Source organism: Paenibacillus rhizoryzae (assembly GCF_059686995.1).
In genome coordinates this window covers 190,848-209,337 of sequence record NZ_JCAALT010000003.1, presented here as the reverse complement: position 1 = coordinate 209,337, position 18,490 = coordinate 190,848, and the positions used below count along the sequence as shown (strand labels likewise).

Here is an 18,490-nt window from a genome sequence, read left to right as displayed (position 1 = left end):
TGCGAAAATAGCAAAAAAGCCGCTTTCCGATGATCCGGAAAGCGGCTAAAGTCCTTATTATAGATGACTAGGTATTGCGACGATTGCGAAGAAATGCCGGAATATCGAGTTGATCGCTGGATACATTGCTGCCAAACGGTTTAGGACCCGTGCTTGCAGCTTGCTGGCGTGGAGCGTCAGCGCTTGTTGGTTCAGGCTGTCCGGTTACAGGACGGCGAACCTCAGCTCTGTTACGGTGCTCGAAGCCTGTTGCGATAACCGTTACTTTAATCTCTTCTTTCAAGTTCTCGTCGATACTTGCACCGAAGATCATGTTTACATCCGGATCGGAAGCTGAGATGACGATCTCTGCCGCTTCGTTCACTTCATAGAGCGAGAGATTAGCGCCGCCTGTGATGTTCATGATAATACCGCGCGCACCATCGATGGATGTTTCAAGCAGCGGGCTTTGAATGGCTTTGCGAGCTGCGTCCGCAGCACGGTTCTCGCCGGTTGCGTTACCGATACCCATTAGAGCAGATCCGCGTTCCGTCATGATTGTCTTCACGTCAGCGAAGTCAAGATTGATCAAGCCCGGTACTGCGATCAGATCCGAGATCCCTTGTACAGCTTGCTTAAGCACGTTGTCCGCTTCGCGGAATGCTTCAAGCATAGGTGTCTTCTTGTCTACGATCTCTAGCAAACGGTCATTCGGGATCACAATCAGCGTGTCTACTTTTTCTTTGAGCGCTTCGATACCGAGCTCAGCTTGTCCGGAGCGTTTGCGTCCTTCGAACGTAAATGGACGTGTTACGACGCCGACTGTCAGCGCGCCGCATTCGCGAGCGATCTCAGCGATTACGGGAGCAGCGCCGGTTCCGGTTCCGCCGCCCATACCTGCTGTTACGAATACCATGTCCGCGCCTTTAAGCGTGTTCATGACCGATTCGCGCGACTCTTCAGCTGCTTTCTTGCCGACCTCCGGGTTTGCACCTGCACCTAGTCCGCGAGTCAGCTTGTCACCGATTTGAAGCTTCTGCTCCGCTTTCGCCATATGCAATGCTTGCGCATCTGTATTCACCGTTATGAATTCTACGCCTCTGACACCATTCTCAATCATTCGGTTTACGGCATTGCTGCCACCACCGCCAACACCGATGACTTTGATTTGAGCCAGCTGCTCATTTTCGAAATCAAATTCCAACATGCTGTTGTATCCCCCGATCAAATAAATTCACTAAACATATTTTTCAATTTTTCAAAAAGGCCAGGCTTCGAGGGCGAATTCGTTGAACTGGACTTCCGGCTGGCGCTCTTCTTAGGCGAAGAAACCACCTTGCCTTTCATATACTTTGAAACATATTGAATCATACCAACACCGCTGGTAAAAGCAGGATCACGAACACCGATATAATCAGGCACTGCAATACGTACGCTTGCTTCCAGCTCATGTTGGGCCAGTGCCAATGTTCCCGGCATCGTCACTGTACCGCCCGTTAATACATATCCATTGATCTTATCTCCATAGCCAAGTCGGCGCACTTCTTGACGGATCAAGTGAAAAATTTCTTGCATGCGTGGCTCAATGATGTTGGCCAGGTCAACCTGAGAGAATTCCTTCTCCACGTTGCTGCCCATGCGCATCACTTTGAATTTCTGATCTTCAGCCGCATCATCGATAAGCGCACAGCCGAACTTCTGCTTGATTTTCTCGGCTTGCTCGGTTTGAGTGCGGAGTCCGTAGGAAATATCGCTGGTAACATACTCGCCGCCAACCGGCAGCGTGGAAGTTGCAACAATGCTTCCTTGCTCAAAAATTGCAATGGTACTGGATCCGGCGCCAATGTCTGCAAGGACAGTACCCATCATTTTCTCATCTTTGGTGAGCGCCATTTGTCCTGACGCTAATGACATTAGAATAATGCCGGCAATACGCAAATTCGCTTTCTCGACGCACCGGGCTAAATTATGTATCGCTGTTTTGGCCCCGGTAACGAGTGTTGCTTCGACTTCCAGACGAACACCGATCATGCCTCTAGGATCCGAGATGCCTTCAAGACCGTCAACCAAGTACTGCTTTGGAACTAGGTTAATGATTTCGCGTTCCGGAGGTAAAGCTACTACTTTCGCCGCTTGCAAAACGCGTTCGATGTCTTCTTCTCCGATTTCGCGATCTTCATTGGATATGGCGACAACGCCGTGATTCGTTTGCAAACCGATATGATTACCTTGAACGCCTACGTATACGTCGCTTATTTGAATACCGACCATACGCTCGGCGTGATCCACCGCATTGCGAATGGATTGAACGGTTTGGTCAATATCAACGATAGCCCCTTTACGGATACCTTCCGAGTCGGCCGATCCAACCCCAATAATATTAATGACGCCGTTATTCACTTCGCCAATAATAGCACGAACCTTGGATGTACCGATGTCCAAACTGACGATGATGTCATTGCTGCTCAACCTCTGGCACCTCCGTTCAACATTAATTAGGTACATTAATTAGGTACATTAAATGCCGCGACTGCGTTGCATTTCTTTTTAATTCAACGTAATCCTGAATATCCCTCTTTTTTCTACAATTTTTTCAAGGTTTATTTAAACGTCCATTACATGAATGTACATGCTCTGGTTGAAGTTCTTCCGAAAAAATGCAAAAAGGGCAATTAAATCTACATAACTAAAATTCTATCATTCTTTGAAGCTATTGAGTAGTCTCTTTTTGGGAAATCCCTTGATTATCTGCGACTTCAGGCGTAAATGAAGCATATTTATCCGCAAGCAGCATAGTAATTAGTCCCGGTGGTTGAATTTCAATGACGGCATTCAGCGTTGGGATCTTCTCGGGCAGCAGCGACACCGCTGTAATCACCTCAAAACGCGTCCTGGTGTAGATCTTGATCCGATCCTTATACGATGGAGACGGCTCCGGTTTAATCTCTGAGAAGTCAGCTATGGAATCTTCTGGAATCGTCGATAGCGTTTTGCAGAGCTCGGCCAAAATCGGATCATCCGACTTCCAGCCTGACAGAATCGGCTTGTCGACAATCATCTCAGTGCCGGCCGCAATACCGGTGCCGTTAGCCAAAATAGCCGTGATTTCGCCGTTCTTCGACAAGGTGTAGGCGACGGTTTTGAACTCCTGCACATGGATCGTGATACTTCCGGGGAATGCTTTGGTGACCTTCACATTCTCAATGGCTTTAATCGTATGCACTCTTGCTTCTAATTTGCTTGCAGATGTCCCAAAGAAAGAATCCCCTGCCGCAATGCCGGCAACCTTCCGGATTTCGGCTGCGTTCAGGTAATGCTGGCCTTCAATAGTCACAGTAGCTACTTTGCTAATGGAAGAATTAAAGAATAGTACGCCAAGAATCACGACGAACAATAAGAATAGCACCGCTAACAGCTTCTTGCCGCTTCTGCGCCGTTTCACGGGTTCGCGCAGCACGGGCATCTTCTCTTGCATAGGTTGTCCCCTCTTTGTATAAACGCAAACGGCTTCCCGCCAATCATGGCAAAAGCCGCTCACGCGTTCTTATATCTGTCCACACCTGTTGTTATGGAACGATTTGATTGTTCGGCACAGGAGAATAGCGGGTAATTCTGGCTCCCAGCCTGCCTAGCATCGTCTCGATCCGGTCGTAGCCGCGGTCGATATGATGCACCTGCTCCACGACCGTTTTCCCTTGCGCGGCAAGCCCCGCAATGACCAGAGCTGCACCGGCGCGCAAATCCGTTGCTTCAACCGTAGCGCCATATAAACGTGACACGCCGCGGATGAAAGCGGAGTTCAGATCAACGCGGATATCGGCTCCCATGCGTGAGAGTTCATCGACATGCTTGAATCTGCCTTCGAAAATCGTTTCTTTCATGACACTTACACCGTCCGCCAGTGCAAGCAGAACCATTATTTGCGATTGCAAATCGGTAGGAAAAGCAGGATAAGGCGAGGTTACGATGCGGTCAACAGCTTTAGGGCGTGCTGCTGTACCTACTTTGATTATATCATCGTCAACCGTTATTTGAACACCTGTGCGTCTAAGCACATGGATGAGAGAGGTTAAGTGCGAAGGACATGTATTCAGCAGTGTCACCTGCCCGCGCGTTGCGGCAGCGGCTACCATCACTGTTCCGGTAACAATCCGGTCCGGAATGACTTGATAGCGGCAAGGCGTCAGCTTCTCTACTCCTTCGATCGTAATCGTATCCGTACCGGCACCGAAGATCTTGGCACCCATACTGTTCAAGAAATGCTGTAAATCTTGAATTTCCGGTTCACGAGCAGCATTGCTGATCGTGGTCAGCCCCTCGGCAAGCACCGCGGCCATCATAATGTTCTCCGTAGCTCCGACGCTCGGGAAATCCAGGTGAATTTCCGCGCCTTTTAACCGTTTCGCATAACAAACTATTCGGCTGTCTTCCTCGTCGACCTGCGCCCCCAGCGCCCGAAGGCCGCTAAGATGCAAATCGATTTTCCGTTCTCCGATCGCGCAGCCGCCTGGCTGATATATCGTTACTTCGCCAAACCTTGCTAACAGCGGCCCCATAAGAAAAATGGATGATCGCATTTGACGCATAAGAGCCTCAGGAATGTGGGAAGAATGCAAGCTTGACGTATCGAGCGTGACGGTTTCGTCCTCGTGCTCGGCTCGGCAGCCAAGTTCGCGCAAAATGTTAAGCATGACGTCGATATCAAGCAATTTCGGTACATGATCGATCGTCACTTTTCCTTCTACCAGCATACTAGCAGCTAAAATCGGCAAAGCGGCATTTTTCGCGCCTTGGATAACAATGGTTCCTGAGAGAGGTTTCCCGCCTTCAATCACCAATTTGTCCAATTTATCACCTCCGGATTACCGCTCACCCATAACCAGTACCTCCGCCACCAGTTCGACTCCAAATTTGTCCTTCACGGTGCTTTGTATGGTTTTCATCAGGGTGAGAACGTCTTCAGCTTTCGCTTGCCCGGTGTTGACAATGAAATTGGCATGCAAGTTCGAGATCTCGGCGCCACCGCAGCGCATTCCTTTGAGACCCGCTTCTTGAATGAGCCTTGCGGCAAAATCATTCGGCGGATTGCGGAACACACTTCCGGCACAAGCCAATTGCAGCGGTTGAGTCAACAGTCGACGCTGTTTATAAGCAGAAGTAGTCGCCATTATTTCTTTGCGTTCTCCCTGCACAAGCTCAAACACGGCTCCAATGACGATGCCCGGCCGTTCATGCAAGCATGAATGGCGGTAAGAAAAATTCATATCCTCTGTTCCGTAGCGAACCAATTCCCCTGTTTCCAGTACAATGTCAGCTGATTTGAAGATACGTGACACATCCGACCCGTGAGCGCCGGCGTTCATATAGACAGCTCCGCCTACCGATCCTGGAATTCCCCCTGCGAACTCCAATCCGGATAACCCTTCTTTGCCTGCCAGAACCGACAGCTTAATAAAGGAGAAAGCGGCACCTGCATGAACGAGCGTGCCATCAAATCGTGCATAATCGAATGCTTCACCCGGTTGAATGACGACGCCGCGGATTCCTTTGTCGCTGACTAGCATGTTGGAGCCGCGTCCGAGATTGGTCCACTGTACCCCATGTTTATGGAGCAACCGGACGACCGACACCAGCTGGTCTTCGGTATTCGGAATAATAAGTACATCTGCCGGTCCACCGATTTTCCAAGTTGTAAATTCGGAGAGTGGCTTGTTAAACAGGACTCTGCCTGCATCTAATTCGCTAAGCTCCGCCAAAAACTGCTCCATCTGTCGTACCTCCTTCTGCTATAGCGATTGAAACTTGCCTGGCGCTCGTTCGCTCCTCCGGGTGGCCCGCCGCCCTGCTGCGAAGCAGAGACTGAGAGGCCCGCCGGGTGACGGTCACGATTATGCAATATACTATGCCTTCCCGCACAGGAGTGTGACAATCGCCCATAGGACAGACTTATTTTTGTCTAGTTGTTAATTGCTTCAATTCATGGGCGATCAGCGCTGCCGAATCCGGCACGCCCAGTGATTTTGCAGCAGCGCTCATCGCCGTCTGCGTTTGCTTGCTATGGATAATCCGGCTGATTCGCTCGAATAGGAGCTCCCCGTCCAGATTGCGTTCAAGGATCATTTCGGCGGCACCGGCATCTGCCAGACTTCTCGCATTCGCTTCCTGATGATTATTCGTCACGTTCGGCGATGGAATCAGAATCGATGGGATGCCGAGTGCCGTCAATTCGGCAATAGAGGATGCGCCTGCCCTTCCGACCACCAAATCGGAAATCGCAAGCACCTCTGGCATGTGATGCAAATACGGCAGCACTTGGAGGCGCTCGGAACGTACCGGTCGTACCTCTTCAATGCGGCGCTTCGTGTTCTCGTAATAGCTCTCTCCGGTTACAAACACAAAATGGACGTCTGGCAGCCGCTCAAGCAGCGGTGCCATGTCCACCATGACATCATTTATCGCTTTCGCTCCGCGACTGCCCCCTACAAGCAGCACGACCTGGCTGCCTGCCGGGATGTTTAGTCTGGAGTAGCCTTGCTCTTTATCGGCTCTAACGACGCTGGTTGCACAAGGATTGCCGGTAAATAAGGTATTCGGCTGCCGCTTGAATTGCGACAGCGCATCCTTGAAGCTGACCGCTACGCTGCTCGCATAGCGGGAGAGAAACTGATTGGTCAAGCCTGCGACAGCATTCTGCTCATGGATGAGTGTCGGAATGCCTAGCTTGGCTGCGGCATAAATGACAGGTCCGCACACATAACCCCCTGTACCGACTACAACGTCCGGCTTAAAATCTCGCAGCAGCTGCTTCGACCTCCGAACACCTTTTAGAAAACGCATGACCGTCCTGACATTCTCGAACGAAAGCTTTCGTCTAAAGCCTGTAATTTCGACGGATTCGAAGGGAATGCCCTGCGCAGGCACGATCCGGCTTTCAAGCCCCTTCGGGGAGCCGATGTACAGGATGGACGAGTCCGGCTGCTCTTCCATCACCTGCTTGCCAATTGCAAGCGCGGGATAGATGTGGCCGCCTGTTCCGCCGCCTGTCAATACGATACGCATGTATTAGTCACCTCGAGTAACGGGATATATTCAGTAAAATACCTAACGATGTCAGCAGTAGGGTCAACGAGGAGCCTCCATAGCTAACCAGCGGGAGCGTGATACCCGTAACCGGCATCATGCCGATTACAACACCGATATTGATAAACACTTGTACGGCGACAATGCCGATGATGCCGACGGCCAGCAGGCTGCCGAACGTATCCGGTGCTGCAATTGCAGTGCGCATGCCGCGCCATAGCAAGATCGCAAACAAGGTGATAATGGTTGTCCCGCCAATAAAGCCGAGTTCCTCAGACACGATTGAAAAAATAAAATCGGTTTGCGGCTCGGGGAGATAACTGAACTTCTGCCTGCTCATTCCAAGGCCAAGGCCTACCAGCCCGCCTGGTCCAATCGCATAGAGCGACTGTATGGATTGATAGCCCGCTCCAAGGGGATCTGCCCATGGATCAAGAAAAGCTGTAATCCGCTGCAGCCTGTATGGCGCCGCCAGTATTAGCCCGACGAGGCCGGCTACCCCTACTAAAGCTAACGATCCCAAGTGCGCTAAGCGTGCACCTGCCGTATAAATCACGAGCAGCGAAGCGCCGATCATGACAGCGCCTGTGCCCAAATCCGGCTGCATCATGATGAGCCCGAAGGCCAGTCCCATAATCCCAAGCGGCGGCAGCAGGCCTTTCGTAAACTGCGTTACCGCCTGCTGCTTGTCCGCAAGCAGCTTCGAGAGGAAAATAACCATCGCGAGTTTCATAAACTCGGAAGGCTGAATGCCAAACGAGCTGATCCCGAGCCAGCTTCGCGCACCGCCGCGTACGACCCCGATACCGGGTACTAGTACGAGCAGCAGCATGCCGAAACAAACGAATAGACCGAGCTTCGCCCACTTGCGCCAAATCCAATAGTCTGCGTTCATGGTGACGATCATCGCCCCAATACCGAGCGCAGCAAACAAAACCTGTCGTTTCACATAATAGAATTTGTCTCCAAATTCATGGAAGGCCAGCACCGCACTGGCGCTGTATACCATTACAAGTCCGATCGCCAAAATGAGTCCAATCGAAATGATCATCCACATATCCGGGGCAGACCTGGCTTTTGCCATAGCGCGAACACCTCTTGCAAGCTTAAGTAGGGACAAGCCCCCTACTTACAAGTTATGCGCCGATTCTTTAAAAATGCGCCCTCGTTCTTCATAGGATTTAAACATATCCCAGCTTGCGCAGGCCGGAGACAGGAGAACGGTATCTCCCGGCTCCGCGAGGGCTGCCGCTTCCCGTACGGCGAGCAGCAGCGTGCTTTCGGCGTCCTCCACAGGTTCGACGACTTTAATGGACGTTAAACCTGCGAGCCTTGCCACTTCGGCAATTTTGCCGCGGGTTTCGCCGAGCGTGACGACAGCTTTCACTTGATCGCGGAAATGCGGCAGCAGTTCCATAAAGTCGGAGCCCCTGTCCAGCCCACCGGCAATGAGTACGATACGGCGGCCTTGGAACGAGCGCAGCGCGATGATCGTGGCTGTTCCGTTGGTTGCTTTGGCATTATTGTAGTAAGCGATTCCGTTGTGAGTGCGGACAAACTCCAGTCGATGCTCCACACCGCGGAACTGACGAAGCGGCTCTACAAGCGCTTCGATGCTCGCGCCTGCTGCGATACACGCCGCAATGGCTGCAAGCGCGTTAGCGGTATTGTGGCGGCCCGGAATGCCAACTTCGTCCACCTGTATGATGTCGTGGGACTGCCCTTGCTCGTCACGCCATACAATCAGACGCTTCACATCTCCGGCAGGCTCCGTGAGGTCCGCTGGGAACGGCGGGATTACACATAGGCCATATGTAAGCTCTTTGGTCGTAGAGAACGGCAGAATGCGTGCGCGTATCGTTCCAGCATGCATCAGCTCGCGGCAAACCGGATCATCTGCATTCAAAATCGCCGTATCCTCAGGCGTCTGATTTGCAAAAAGCTTCGCTTTGGACGCGACATAGTCTTCCATGCCGCCATGGTAGTCCAGATGGGTCTCCGCTACGTTAAGCAGCATGCTGATCAGCGGCCGAAACTTCGTAGTGCCTTTCAATTGGAAGCTGCTAAGCTCCGCGACAATCCAATCTTCGCTCGATGCCGTCTGCGCCGCTTCGCATAGTGGCGTCCCAATATTGCCGGCTACGATCGGATTGAGTCCTGCCGCTTCCAGCAGTTCGCCGATCCATGTCGTTGTCGTTGTCTTGCCATTGGACCCGGTAATCCCGATAATCGGCGCAGGCGACAGCAGATAGGCGACTTCCACTTCTGTGACCACTTCGATGCCCAGCTCCAGCGCTTGCTTGACCGGTGCGGACGTGTACGGGATGCCCGGGTTCTTCACAACCAGTGCCGTACGCGCATCAATGAGATCAGCCGGATGACTGCCGCATATAACAGAAACACCCAAAGCGTCCAGCTCGTCCGCTTCGGGAGATAAATGACGTTCTTTCATATCGTTAACGGTCACCTTCGCGCCAAGCTTGTGAAAAATCTTCGCGACGCTGACCCCGCTTCTCGCTAAGCCGAGGACGACAACCTGTTGATCCTTGTATAAGGATGGGTGTTTCATATATGTAACCACTCCTTCAATTGACAATCCCCCTAAATCCCCCTTTGAAAGGGGGACCCCGAGGCCCCGGCCCTCTGGACACCCGGAAGGTATAACGTTCGAGTGTCAGAGGCGCTCCTAGGTCCGGTTGGTGGGGGTGCTCGAAGTCCCTTGCGGGACTAACTATCATTTTGGTGCGCCTGTGTTACCTGTTGACTTCGTCACGGAAGAACGTTTGGGCCACTGAGGCGCGGCGTTGTTGCAACCTATGCGTAGTGCCCGCTTTCGTCCCTTCGGGACACGCTCCCATTTCCGCGCAGGGTAAGTTGTCGGCAGCTTCGCTGCCTTGTCCCTTCGGGACTTTGAGGTCGTATCGGCAACTTCGTTGCCTTGTCCCTATCGGGACTTTGAGGACAGTCGGCAGCTTCGCTGCCTTGTCCCTTCGGGACTTTAAAAGAATAGCCGGGTACAAGAGCGGAGCGGGCGGGCGTTGTGTAGAAGCGTCAGCGTTCGCCTTTGTCCGACGGAATTCAACCGATAAATCGGTTATAAATTCAAAAAATTCCGACGGACAACGGCGATCGTAACAATGATCCGCACGCGCAGCGGTGTACTCCCAGCGTCCTATCCCTAAAGCGCCTCCAGCCCCTTACCTTCCCAGCAGCAAACCAATCGCCGCGAACACGATTCCAACAAACCAGAAGGAAGTAACAACCTTCCACTCCGACCAGCCGGACAATTCAAAATGATGATGGATCGGACTCATTTTGAAAATTCGCTTGCCTCGTAGTTTAAAAGATCCTACCTGCAGTATAACCGACAGCATCTCCAGAACGAAAACGCCGCCGATAATGACCAGCAGGATTTCGGTTTTCGTAAGAATCGCCACAGCCGCCATACCGCCGCCGATGCCGAGTGAGCCTGTATCGCCCATGAACACCTTTGCCGGATGCGCGTTGAACACCAAGAAGCCCAGCATCGCGCCGACCATCGTGGCCGAGAAGATCGCCGATTCGTGTTCGCTTGCATGGAGTGCGAGGATCGCGAAGGCTGTGAACGCGACTGCGCCTGTCCCTGCCAACAATCCGTCAACGCCGTCTGTGAAGTTAACCGCATTCGTAGTACCGAACAGCATAATAACGACGAACGGATAGTAGAACCATCCGAAATCGAGCTCCACGGATGTCCCTGGAATTCCGATCACCGTGCTATGATGCATTTGATAGAGCAGTACACATATAATTACGGCAAAAAGCAGCTGGCCGATGAGCTTTTGCATCGCTGTCAGGCCAAGCGACCGTTTAAATACGATTTTGATATAATCATCCAGAAATCCGACCAGCCCAAATCCGAGCGATGCGACGAGCAGCACCCAGAAGGAAGACGTTTTATCCGAGAACTTCAGAAACGCCAGCAACACAGCAAGCATAATAATGATGCCGCCCATCGTCGGGGTCCCTGATTTCTTCAGATGGCTTTGCGGGCCGTCTGTACGGATCTGCTGGCCGAATTTCAACCGTTTCAGCAGCGGAATGAACAAAGGTCCGAACAGTATCGCAAGCATGAAGGAAGCGCCGATTGACAGAAGAATGACCTTTACGTCCATAATTTCACCTCTATGCACGCTGCAGGTCATGGATAATTTCTTCCATGCGCATGCCGCGGGATCCTTTCACCAGTACGAGATCTTCCGGCACTAGTTGTGCGCGGAGCCATTCTATAAGTTGTTGTTTGTCTTCGAATGCCTTTACACGGTCAGAGCTGCCAAACTGCTTTGCCGCTGCTGAGGCGATGTTCTGCGAAAGCTTACCGAAGGTCAGTACCTGATCGGCTTTCGATGGATTCACGTAAGCGCCGATTGCGCTATGCATCGCTTCTTCATCAGGCCCTAGCTCCAGCATATCACCAAGGACGAGCCATTTACAGTTATAGCCAGATAGCCCTGCTACGAGATCGATCGCTGCGCGGACGGAAGTCGGACTGGCATTATAGGCATCATTAAGTAGCATTGCTCCATTATACGCAACACCCGGCTCAATGCGCATAGCTGTCAGCTTCAGCCCAGCAAATCCTTGACGAATCACATCGTCGGGCAGACCGAATTTCTTCGCTGTCGCAATCGCAGCGAGCGCATTCGATACATTATGCGTCCCGGCCACCGGAAGTTCAACGTGCTGGAGCCCATTATCGCCGCTAACATCAAAGGTTGAAGTCGTAGCATCCACGATAACGTTCGCAGCCGCCCATCGATTCCCCTCCTGCAAACCGAAGGTTTGTACTTCTGTGTTCTCCGGCAACGAAACTTGCTTAAGTCCTTCATGTAGAAGCGGTTCATCACCGTTAATAAGCAGCAAGCCGCCTTCTTTCAAGCCAGCCACAATTTCAAGCTTCGCTTGGGTAATGCCCGCACGTGAACCAAGCTGGAGCATATGAGATTCGCCGATATTCGTAATGATGGCGACATCGGGTTTCGCAAGCCGTGTCAGCAGATCGATCTCGCCGAACTCGCTCATCCCCATCTCGAGCACAACAACTTCCACATCTTCTTCTAGAGCCAGAAGCGTCAGCGGCAAGCCGATATGATTGTTATAGTTACCATCTGTTTTATGCACGCGAAAAAAGCCCGACAGCAGCGCTGCGACCATATCTTTTGTCGTCGTTTTGCCATTGCTGCCCGTCACGCCAACGACGCGCACCTGCAATTCATCGCGATATGCGGAGGCAAGCTGCTGCAAGGCCGCCGTTGTATCGTCCACCAGAATAAGCGGCACTCCACTCGCAAGCGCTTCTGGAAGTTCTTTATCCCGCTGCCATAACGTAGCGACTGCTCCGCCTTCTATCGCGCTGCTTGCAAATTCATGACCGTCAAAGTTCTCGCCTTTGATCGGAATGAACAATTGTCCCGGCGACATGCGCCGGGAGTTGATGGAGACGCCGGCAATTTCCAGACTGCCGGCGTCTGTATCGTTTTGTATCGTTCCACCGCACATCGCGGCAATCGCACTTAATTTACGTGTAATCACTATGAAAGACTCCTTATCGCTTCTTTAGCCACCTCGCGGTCGTCAAAGTCATACTTGACGCCTCCGATATCCTGATAGGTCTCGTGGCCTTTCCCCGCAATTAATACTACATCGTCACGCCTCGCCATTTCAACCGCTTTTTGTATCGCCGCTCTGCGGTCCGCAAGCAGCTCGTAACGATCAGCCGCCGTTTCATCCTGTATGAGTCCTGCTTCAACGTCCAGCAAGATTCGTTCCGGATCCTCCGTACGGGGATTATCCGATGTAATGATGCAATAATCCGCGAGCTGCGTGGCGATTCGTCCCATGAGAGGCCGTTTCGTCCGGTCGCGATCGCCGCCGCAGCCAAATACGCAAATGACGCGGCCTACCGCAAATTCCTTTACGGCAGTAAGCACATTCTGTAATCCGTCAGGCGTATGCGCATAATCCACAATGACCGCGAACTTCTGTCCGGCTTGCACCGACTCGACACGGCCCGGAACACCGGGGATTTCTTCCAGACTTTGCTTGATCTGTTTCAGCGACACGCCTTCAATTAGAGCAGCGCTGATGGCGCTTAACGCATTGTACACATTATATTTACCGACCATGCGCAGTGTAATATCCGCAGAGCCGGCGAACGTTTCCACATGAAACGCGGTCCCGTGTGCAGTAATACGTACCTTGTCGGCACGTACATCCGCATCATGATCGATGCCGTACGTAACCACCTCAGCTGCCGTTACGTCCGCATATTTCGGCGAGGCTTCATCATCGGCATTCAGTACCGCGAATAAGCGATCTTCCGGCGCACGCCCGAATTCATTGCCAAGCCGGGAAAACAACAGCCCTTTGGCTGCAGCATACCGCTCCATCGTAGCATGATAATCGAGATGATCCTGCGTCAAATTGGTGAAAATCGCGATCCGGTACCGGCTGCCCTTTACTCGTCCCTGCTCCAGTGCATGCGAGGAAACTTCCATGACGCAGTACTCCGTACCGGCTTCAACCATGACGGCAAGGGAACGTTGCAGCTCCAGCGCTTCAGGCGTCGTTCCCGACATCGGCAGCGTTTTGCCTGCGTAGCGCATTTCCACCGTTCCAATAACACCTGTGCTGAATCCGGCGTCACTCATAATTTTCTCAATCAAATAGGTCGTCGTTGTCTTGCCGTTCGTCCCCGTTACACCTATTAATCTCAGCTTACGGCTCGGATAATCAAAATAATGATTGGCGATCGCAGCCATCGCATAGCGGCTGTCTTTCACGATAAGCTGCGGAACGGGCAGATCAAGCTGCCTCTCCACAACCAGGGCAACAGCCCCTCTGGCAACCGCCTCTGCCGCATATTCATGCCCGTCAACCGTATGTCCACGCAAACAGATAAAGACGCAGCCGGGCAAGACGCGGCGGGAATCGGTCTCAATACCACCAACCTCCGCAGTCCCTTCGCCGACAAGAACAGATGTGAGCAGCAGTGCAGCCAAGTGTTCCACACGCATCGCTTAAGTCCCCTCCCGTGAGCAGATCAAATCTGCGCAGGGCCGCCTATGAAGAAGCAGCAAAGTTGGGTCGCGGCCTACTTCATCTATCTATACTCATTATAGTCAGCGAACAGTGCTTTCATCATCGTCTTTTGCTAAATAAATCCGTATGGTTGACCCTCGGTCGACCCGCGTGCCCGCAGCAGGCGACTGCCTAATTACGGTGTCCCCGCTCCCTGCCGAGGTAAGGTTGAAGTTCATATTCAAATCTTCATAAATATCAGAGACGGTCTTGCCGATGAGATTCGGCACTTCCACAATCGGTGTTTCACCGTATTTATACTCTTTGCTCAGCTGATCCTTCCGCGGAGCAACGCCCATGTACGGCAGTGCATCTTCCAAAATATTGTGCACAATCGGCGCGGCGACGACGCCCCCGAATTGAATCCCTTGCGGGTTATCGACTGCGACATAGACAACAATCTTCGGATCATCTGCCGGAGCAAAACCGATAAAGGACACGATATGCTCATTCGGTGAATAGCGGCCGTTGATAACCTTCTGGGCTGTACCTGTCTTACCGCCGACACGGTAGCCATCTATGAAAGCGTTGCGTCCTGTTCCTTTCGCAACGACGCTCTCCAGCGCCTCTCGCACCTGCTTGCTCGTATCCTCGGAGATGACCGTTCGAACCGCTTCCGGCTGTACCGTGCTTACGGTATCGCCCGTCTCGGGATTAATCCATGATTTGGCGACATGCGGCTTATACAGTGTACCCCCATTGATCGCTGCCGAAACAGCTGCGATCTGTTGAATCGGGGTAACCGATACCCCTTGACCGAATGCAGTAGTCGCAAGCTCAACCGGTCCGACCTGACTCATTTTGAACATAATGCCGTTCTCCTCGCCGCCGAGGTCGATTCCGGTTTTTTTGCCGAAGCCGAAGTTCTTAATATAATCGAACAGCTTCTCTTTGCCAAGTCTATTGCCTAACGCAACGAATCCCGGGTTACAAGAATTCTGCACTACTTCAAGGAAAGTTTGGCTGCCATGGCCGCCTTTCTTCCAGCAGCGCAGCCGTGCGCCGCCGATTTCAACAGCACCCGGATCAAAGAAATGCTCACTAGTGAGATTGACCTTTTTCTCTTCGAGCGCGGCTGCCAGTGTAATGATCTTAAATGTGGACCCCGGCTCATACGTCATCCAAATCGGCAAATTGCGGTTGTAGATCGCCGGATCTACATCGCGGTATTTATCGGGCTCGTAGGTTGGCCTGCTGGCCATCCCGAGAATCTCGCCATTCGTAGGATCCATGGCAATTGCTATGATGTCGTCCGCCTGAAACTTGACCATCGCTTGGTCAAGCTCCCGTTCCATAATCGTCTGGATCTGCTTGTCTATCGTTAGCTCTAAGTTAAGTCCGTCTTTAGGCTCCAAATACGTATCACCCGAACCGGGCATTTGCCCGCCTCCGGCCGTCGATAAGAAAGAAATATTCCCGTTAATGCCTTCCAGCATATTGTCATACTTGGCTTCAATACCGGTTAAGCCTTGATTATCGATCCCGGTAAATCCGAGCACATGCGAGGCAAAGCTTCCGAGCGGATAGTAACGCTTGTTATCTTCAGCTACCACGATTCCGGGCAGATTAAGATCCCTAATTTGCTGCGCTTTCTCCGTAGTGATTTTGCGGCCGCCCGGTTTAAGACTGACGATCATCTGCTTCTTCTTGATCGTGGTATAAATAAGATCCTCAGACATATCCAGCACACCGGCCAACTGCGCGGCCGTCGACTTTGCATCCTTGATCTGGGCAGGTATCGCCATCACGGTAGGTGAGCTTATATTATACGCAAGCATGGAGCCATTTCGGTCCAATATTTCGCCCCGCTTCGCCGAGAACGGAATCTCCCTGCGCCAGGAATCCTCCGCCTTCGCTGCCAGCTCCTCGCCTTTCCACAGCTGCACATAACCCAATCGTCCGGCCAGAAGCGAGAATGCAAGAATGCCAATAAGAAGCGCCGTGAACAGCCTGCGCCTGATCGTCACACTCGAAACCTTCACTTAACATCCCCTCCGAATAGCTCGTAAAACGGGAACGTTCGTCCATCCGTTTCCTAATCCAAGCCTATTCAAAGAAAAAGGGGCTTAGAACAAGCCTAGCCCCCTGAAGTAGTTCCCGATTTGCTGTTGTCTTTTGCTTCTGTTGTCGCATCTTCTCCGTTACTCGTCTGCGTGGTGGCTTGTATTGCCGGCGGTGACAGAACAAGCTTAAGCACTTTGTTCTCCCCCTGCTTCGCTAATGACTGGGAGGTTACAAAACCTTCTCCTGTGGTCATCACGCGAATCTGCAGAATCGAGCACATTTCCATTGCGTCACGAAGCGATAAGCCTTTCATATTCGGTACCGGCAGCTTCGTCCGCTCTTCCGTTAACAGATAGATTCGCTGATCCGGGCTGACCGATGTGCCAGCCTTCGGAATTTGCTGCAAGACGGTGGTGCCTTTACCGACAATTTCGTAGTTTAGCTTACGCGATTTCAACTGCGCTTTCGCTTTCGTTAGATCCAGCTTAGTCAAACTCGGAATTTCGACGGTTTGCTCTTGATTCGGCGTGCTAGAGGTTGTCGTCTTCACCGTTGTCACCGGATCCACACCCATATGGCGAAGGCTTTGCTGCACGATCTGCTTGAAAACAGGCGCCATAACCGTACCGCCGGATGCTAACCGATCATTCGGCTCATCCATTACGAGGTAAAGGACGATCTTCGGGTTGCCTACCGGCGCGAAGCCGATGAAGGAAATCACGTACTTATCGTCTGCATATCCGCCGTTGATAACCTTCTGAGCAGTACCCGTTTTACCGGCAACACGGTAGCCTTCAATGTAGGCTCTGCGTCCGGAACCAATCTCTTGGTCGGATACGACTTGCTCCAAGTATTCATCCACTTTCTTGGCCGTTTGTTCGGTGATCACCTGACGGACGACCTGCGGTTTGATCACTTCTACTTTCTTTGTTACCGGATCTTGAATTTCTTTGATCAAATGCGGCACAAGCAGCTTGCCGCCATTGGCTACGGCAGCCACGGCCGCGACTTGTTGAATCGGCGTTACGAGTACTTTACCTTGACCGAAAGCTGCGGTTGCAACCTCAGTTGGATAACGGGGATTAAAGTTAACCTGTCCCTTGATCTCGCCCGGAAGCTCAATGCCTGTCTTCTGGCTGAAGCCGAAATTCGAGATATAACTCATCAGTTTCTCCGCTTTCAGTCCTTCATAGCCCAGCTTTACGAAAGCGACGTTACTGGAGCGTTTCAACCCTTCCAAGAACGAAATGGTGCCCCAGCCTTCACGGTTGATATCATGAATCGTGCCGCCGGGTACTTTAATGGCACCGGATTTATAGGTCGCGTCCGGGTTGAACAAACCTTCTTGGACCGCGCCAGAGAGCGTCACGATCTTAAATGTCGAACCCGGCTCATACAAGGACTTAATCGAATGATCGTAAAAGTTCTCCTGCGGTGCAGTCCAGTACGTATTCGGGTCAAAATCGGGCATATTCGCCATCCCGAGAATCTCCATCGTTTGCGGGTCCGCCGCAATCGCCGTGATGCTCTTCGGCTTATATTTATCGTACGTTTCTTTAATCGCTTCTTCGATGTAGTGCTGGATTTCGGTATCGATCGTCAGCTTAATATTTTTACCGTCCACGGAAGGCTTAAAGTTGACGGTTCCATTCTCCAGAATGACACCGTTGCCGTCCCGCTCGTATTTGATTTCGCCCTCTGTACCTTTCAGCTTATCATCCAGCGCGGCTTCAAGCCCCATAACAGCCTTTCCTTCTTTATTCTCATAGCCGAGAATATGTGAAGCCAAGCTGCCTTTCGGATAGGAGCGCTTCTGCTGATCAATCAAGTAGATGCCAACATCCTTCTGGCCGGTTTGCTCGACAAGCTGGTCTCTGAAACGGAGAATGCGATCCGCAACCGATTTATCAATCTTCCAGCCTTCTTTACGCACCTCGCGCTGTTGATAGTATTCGCCGTTCTTCTGCTTTGCTTCTACAATCTCGCGCAGTGTAATCTGCGATTTGCCAAGAACACCGCTCAGTTTATTGATGATTACATTTTCCAGCTTCAAGTCATGAATGATCTTCGGATTGACAGCAACCGTATACGCCGCGACATCCATAGCGAGTATATTGCCTTCCCGATCAGAAATCGTCCCGCGAACCGGAATAATCTTCTCCGACTTCGACCATACTTCTCTGGCTTTATCCGCCCAGAAGTCGGCGTGCACCACTTGAACCCAATAGATTCGACCTACTAATAAAACAAAAAGGAGGGTGATGAACCCTCCGACCAACAATGTCCGTAATCTAATTCTCTTTGTCAT

13 protein-coding genes are annotated in these 18,490 nt (G+C 51.9%); all 13 read right to left on the bottom strand.

All coding sequences use genetic code 11. The features are described 5' to 3' along the window. Positions 1-67: 67 nt before the first annotated feature. Positions 68-1,186 (bottom strand): cell division protein FtsZ, encoded by a 1,119-nt coding sequence (gene ftsZ, locus AC6ESO_RS09720; protein ID WP_494818770.1) that lies wholly within the window; start codon positions 1,184-1,186, stop codon positions 68-70. Positions 1,187-1,203: 17 nt separating this feature from the next. Then, on the bottom strand, positions 1,204-2,448 hold the full coding sequence (ftsA, locus tag AC6ESO_RS09715; RefSeq protein ID WP_494818769.1) for a cell division protein FtsA: 1,245 nt from the start codon (positions 2,446-2,448) through the stop codon (positions 1,204-1,206). 241 nt (positions 2,449-2,689) lie between these two features. Continuing rightward, a complete protein-coding gene (locus AC6ESO_RS09710; protein ID WP_497091215.1) occupies positions 2,690-3,454 on the bottom strand; it encodes a cell division protein FtsQ/DivIB in 765 nt (254 codons plus the stop codon). A 91-nt stretch (positions 3,455-3,545) separates the two neighbouring features. Beyond that, positions 3,546-4,826, bottom strand: a complete 1,281-nt coding sequence (gene murA, locus AC6ESO_RS09705) for a UDP-N-acetylglucosamine 1-carboxyvinyltransferase (protein ID WP_091219514.1) — start codon at positions 4,824-4,826, stop codon at positions 3,546-3,548. Between the two features lie 15 nt (positions 4,827-4,841). Beyond that, a complete protein-coding gene (murB, locus tag AC6ESO_RS09700) occupies positions 4,842-5,747 on the bottom strand; it encodes a UDP-N-acetylmuramate dehydrogenase (protein WP_497091214.1) in 906 nt (301 codons plus the stop codon). 178 nt (positions 5,748-5,925) lie between these two features. Next, the gene (gene murG / locus AC6ESO_RS09695) at positions 5,926-7,038 is read right to left on the bottom strand and encodes an undecaprenyldiphospho-muramoylpentapeptide beta-N-acetylglucosaminyltransferase (protein WP_497091213.1); all 1,113 of its coding nucleotides are present in this window, start codon (positions 7,036-7,038) and stop codon (positions 5,926-5,928) included. Between the two features lie 7 nt (positions 7,039-7,045). Continuing rightward, positions 7,046-8,143, bottom strand: coding sequence for a stage V sporulation protein E (spoVE, locus tag AC6ESO_RS09690; protein ID WP_497091212.1), 1,098 nt, complete (start codon positions 8,141-8,143; stop codon positions 7,046-7,048). Between the two features lie 45 nt (positions 8,144-8,188). Continuing rightward, complete coding sequence (gene murD, locus AC6ESO_RS09685) at positions 8,189-9,628, bottom strand: UDP-N-acetylmuramoyl-L-alanine--D-glutamate ligase (protein WP_497091211.1); 1,440 nt, start codon at positions 9,626-9,628, stop codon at positions 8,189-8,191. Positions 9,629-10,256: 628 nt separating this feature from the next. After that, a complete protein-coding gene (mraY, locus tag AC6ESO_RS09680; RefSeq protein ID WP_497091210.1) occupies positions 10,257-11,213 on the bottom strand; it encodes a phospho-N-acetylmuramoyl-pentapeptide-transferase in 957 nt (318 codons plus the stop codon). A 10-nt stretch (positions 11,214-11,223) separates the two neighbouring features. Then, on the bottom strand, positions 11,224-12,630 hold the full coding sequence (locus AC6ESO_RS09675) for a UDP-N-acetylmuramoyl-tripeptide--D-alanyl-D-alanine ligase (RefSeq protein WP_497091209.1): 1,407 nt from the start codon (positions 12,628-12,630) through the stop codon (positions 11,224-11,226). Beyond that, positions 12,630-14,114, bottom strand: a complete 1,485-nt coding sequence (locus AC6ESO_RS09670; protein WP_497091208.1) for a UDP-N-acetylmuramoyl-L-alanyl-D-glutamate--2,6-diaminopimelate ligase — start codon at positions 14,112-14,114, stop codon at positions 12,630-12,632. Before AC6ESO_RS09670 ends, AC6ESO_RS09675 begins: the two co-directional genes overlap by 1 nt. Positions 14,115-14,219: 105 nt before the next feature. Then, positions 14,220-16,160 carry a stage V sporulation protein D gene (locus tag AC6ESO_RS09665; RefSeq protein ID WP_497091207.1) on the bottom strand — a complete coding sequence of 647 codons (1,941 nt, stop codon included), beginning with the start codon at positions 16,158-16,160 and terminating at the stop codon, positions 14,220-14,222. A gap of 95 nt (positions 16,161-16,255) precedes the next feature. After that, the gene (locus AC6ESO_RS09660) at positions 16,256-18,490 is read right to left on the bottom strand and encodes a penicillin-binding transpeptidase domain-containing protein (RefSeq protein WP_497091206.1); all 2,235 of its coding nucleotides are present in this window, start codon (positions 18,488-18,490) and stop codon (positions 16,256-16,258) included.